Raw genomic sequence first — 3,110 nt, forward strand, 5'->3', positions numbered from 1 at the left:
GGCGCGAGAGCCTCGGACGATACGAGCGCTTCGTGCGCGAGCGCAGCAGCGGCCGCGTGCTGTTGCTGGAGCTCGGCGTGGGCGAGATGACCCCCGGCATCATCACGCTCCCGTTCTGGAGCATGACCGCAAAGCTGCCGGATGCGCACCTGTTGAGCGTAAACATCTCGGGCGGCTCGGCTCCGCTGCAGCTTGGAAGCAAGGCAGGGGCGATCCAGGCCGATTTGGGCGCCCTGCTCTCGGTGGCGCGGGCAGGTGGAGAGTAACGCGGAGCGGTAGACGCGCAATGAGGTTTTAGCCGCAGCCTCCGAACGAGAGGGCTCGGAGGCTGGTATTCCTGAATCGCAGGTCACGATGGGTTATCGGAATCGCGAAGAGCGGATACCGCCAGTAAGCCCCCTTCGGAATAGGCGTTGAGCAGCTCCTGGGCATGGGCGAACTCGGGGCCTCGTCTCCAGCCGAGCAGGCGGTTGACGGCCAGATTGCCCTGGACGTTGTGGACGAAGAGCAGGAAAGCGTCTTCGCGTGAAAGCCCTGTTTTCTCCATGACCCAGGGAACCATCTGCTCCGCTCCGCGTTCTATGACGCGCTGGGCTACGCGAGCGTATGCGTCGCTGTCCGAATAAAGCAGGCGATAATCGTCGTCTGCCGGCGGACGCTGGCAAAGCGTTGCCGATTCAACCCCCTCAAGCGGGGGAGCCGCTGCCAATGCCTCGTCGATAAGCGCATCGAGCAGCGCGTACTTATCCTCGTAATGCAGATAGAACGTTCCCCGGTTGATCTCGGCGCGGCGGCAGATGTCCGCCACCGTCATCTTCGCGAAGCCGACCTCGGCCAGCAGCGCGAAGAACGCCTCCTGTATGACCGAGAGGGTGTAGCGCCGCCGGCGGTCGATCTTGGTTTCTCCCATCGCCTCTCCAATCTGAGTCGTTTGACAATGTCCAGTAGCTGTTCGTTTATCGACAGGTGCACGCGTTTGTTCATTGCCCCTGCGAAAATCAACAAGGATACTGTTTATAGACACCTGTTTTTTATAGCTGAAAGGGAGCACGGATGACCCTGTGCGAGAAGCTCGGCATCGGGCTTGTCAGCCGATCGTTTTCCCATCGGGCCGTCTATCGAAACGGCGGCACGTCATACGATTTGAGCGATTGCGAGCCTGCTGCTTGCAAGCAAGATATCGAGGTTTTTGCCCGCAAGGTGGGGGAGGCTGATTGCGTGTTTACGGGAGAGGCAGGTAGGCAGGCGTTATGAGCATCTGCATCAAAAATCAGATTCAGAATATGAATATCGTCATCGGCTGCACGGTGGGGTGTCCATATTGCTATGCCCGTAACAATGTGAAACGTTGGCATATGATTGACGACTTCGCTGATCCTGCGTTCTTCCCGAGCAAGCTCAAGATGATGGAAAAGAAACGCCCGCAGAACTTTCTCCTTACCGGCATGAGCGATCTCTCCGGGTGGAAGCTGGAATGGCGAGACGAGGTATTTGCAAAGATCCATGAGAATTCACAGCATCAGTTCCTGTTCCTGACCAAGAGACCCGATTTGCTGGATTTAGATACCGACCTGGAAAACGCATGGTTCGGCGTTACGGTGACGAGGAAAGCGGAGCTGTGGCGTATCGACGCCCTTCGGAAAAACGTCAAAGCAAATCACTTCTTCGTTACTTTTGAGCCGCTATTCGACGATCCCGGTACGGTCGACCTTTCCGGAATCAACTGGATCGTCGTCGGTACCATGACCGGGGCGCAGAGCAGGAAGGTTCATACGGAACCGGAGTGGGCATGGTCTTTGACGGACCAGGCGCACGCGCTTGGCATTCCAATGTTTATGAAGGAAGACCTCGTCTCTGTCATAGGGGACGAAAACATGATTCAGGAATTGCCGGAAGAATTCGAAAGAGTGCTGGAGGTGCAGAGAACATGGCGGAAGTGATCGATGGAATCCTCATCAATGAGGTGGAAGCAAAGAACATCATGACCAAGTCCAGCCTGCCGGTAGGCGGCTACTCGGTCAATCCCTATGTAGGCTGCACGCATGCCTGCAAGTATTGCTATGCCTCCTTTATGAAGCGCTTTACCGGACACAAGGAGGAATGGGGCACCTTTCTTGATGTGAAGCATTGGCCGGAAATCAAGAATCCGAAGAAATACGCTGGACAGCGGGTGGTTATCGGTTCTGTGACGGATGGCTACAATCCACAGGAGGAGCGATTCGGGAATACCAGGAAACTCCTGGAGCAGCTGATTGGCAGCGATGCAGATATTCTGATCTGCACAAAGTCCGATCTTGTGGTACGGGATATCGATCTGCTGAAGAGGCTTGGACGAGTGACCGTTTCATGGTCGATCAACACGCTGGATGAGAACTTCAAGAACGATATGGACTCCGCGTCGAGCATCGAGCGTCGTATCGCTGCTATGAAGCAGGTGTATGACGAAGGTATCCGTACGGTCTGCTTCGTGTCCCCGGTATTTCCCGGCATCACGGATTTTGAGATGATTTTTGAGCGAGTAAAAGATCGGTGCGATTTGTTTTGGCTCGAAAATCTCAATCTTCGGGGTGGTTTCAAAAAAGCGATCCTGGATTATATCGCCGAGAAACATCCCAATCTCGTACCGCTTTACGATGAGATCTATAACAAGCGCAACCGTAGCTATTTTGAAGCGCTTGAAGTAAAAGCCGAGGAAATGGCCAAGAAGTACGATTGCCCCTTTGTGGACAACGAAATGCCTTATGGCAGAGTCCCCCAGGGGCATCCGGTGATCGTGGACTACTTCTATCACGAGGAAGTCCGAGGGTCGGATAATAGCGGAAAAAGAAATCGTTAAACGGAAACCGACGACGATTCGCTCGAGCGATTAGCGTCCACGCGTGGCTTCTGCCGATTGGCGCAACGGGCGACGGATTAAGGGATCGCTCGGGCGGATGATCCCGCTGCAGTACAGGCGGTCGCTCAATTTAGCGGCATGAGCGTTTTCGCACGGAAAACCAGTATCCCCTGTGCCGAGTTTAATCGTAGCGAATACAATGGGCACTGAGCATCAATCGAAAGTAGTCAAGAGCCTTTTCGACGGCTTCTACCACCTCTACCCCAGCCTCGAG

4 protein-coding genes and 1 pseudogene are annotated in these 3,110 nt (G+C 55.0%); 4 read left to right on the forward strand and 1 reads right to left on the reverse strand.

Annotated elements, in window-relative coordinates:
• Positions 1–266 (forward strand): annotated as a pseudogene (locus tag DW233_RS09970) (Sir2 silent information regulator family NAD-dependent deacetylase); the annotation flags it as partial.
• An 83-nt stretch (positions 267–349) separates the two neighbouring features.
• Here DW233_RS09970 and DW233_RS09975 read toward each other — a convergent pair.
• Positions 350–910 carry a TetR/AcrR family transcriptional regulator gene (locus DW233_RS09975; protein WP_117636933.1) on the reverse strand — a complete coding sequence of 187 codons (561 nt, stop codon included), beginning with the start codon at positions 908–910 and terminating at the stop codon, positions 350–352.
• Positions 911–1,053: 143 nt separating this feature from the next.
• Here DW233_RS09975 and DW233_RS09980 point away from each other — a divergent pair, with 143 nt between their 5' ends.
• From DW233_RS09980 to DW233_RS09990, 3 genes are read left to right on the forward strand one after another with little or no spacing between them, the layout of a single operon-like run.
• Entirely contained in the window at positions 1,054–1,254 is a 201-nt protein-coding gene (locus tag DW233_RS09980; protein ID WP_117775997.1) for a hypothetical protein, read from the forward strand.
• Positions 1,251–1,940 carry a radical SAM mobile pair protein A gene (locus DW233_RS09985; protein ID WP_118268019.1) on the forward strand — a complete coding sequence of 230 codons (690 nt, stop codon included), beginning with the start codon at positions 1,251–1,253 and terminating at the stop codon, positions 1,938–1,940. Before DW233_RS09980 ends, DW233_RS09985 begins: the two co-directional genes overlap by 4 nt.
• Positions 1,928–2,836 carry a radical SAM mobile pair protein B gene (locus DW233_RS09990; protein ID WP_055252675.1) on the forward strand — a complete coding sequence of 303 codons (909 nt, stop codon included), beginning with the start codon at positions 1,928–1,930 and terminating at the stop codon, positions 2,834–2,836. Before DW233_RS09985 ends, DW233_RS09990 begins: the two co-directional genes overlap by 13 nt.
• The last annotated feature ends 274 nt before the right edge of the window (positions 2,837–3,110 follow it).

Source organism: Collinsella sp. AM20-15AC, from assembly GCF_003471405.1.
Classification (GTDB): Bacteria; Actinomycetota; Coriobacteriia; order Coriobacteriales; family Coriobacteriaceae; genus Collinsella.

Coding starts and splice junctions, on each gene's coding strand:
- DW233_RS09975 (WP_117636933.1), bottom strand. CDS start 910: ATGGGAGAAACCAAGATCGACCGCCGGCGGCGCTACACCCTCTCGGTC.
- DW233_RS09980 (WP_117775997.1), top strand. CDS start 1,054: ATGACCCTGTGCGAGAAGCTCGGCATCGGGCTTGTCAGCCGATCGTTT.
- DW233_RS09985 (WP_118268019.1), top strand. CDS start 1,251: ATGAGCATCTGCATCAAAAATCAGATTCAGAATATGAATATCGTCATC.
- DW233_RS09990 (WP_055252675.1), top strand. CDS start 1,928: ATGGCGGAAGTGATCGATGGAATCCTCATCAATGAGGTGGAAGCAAAG.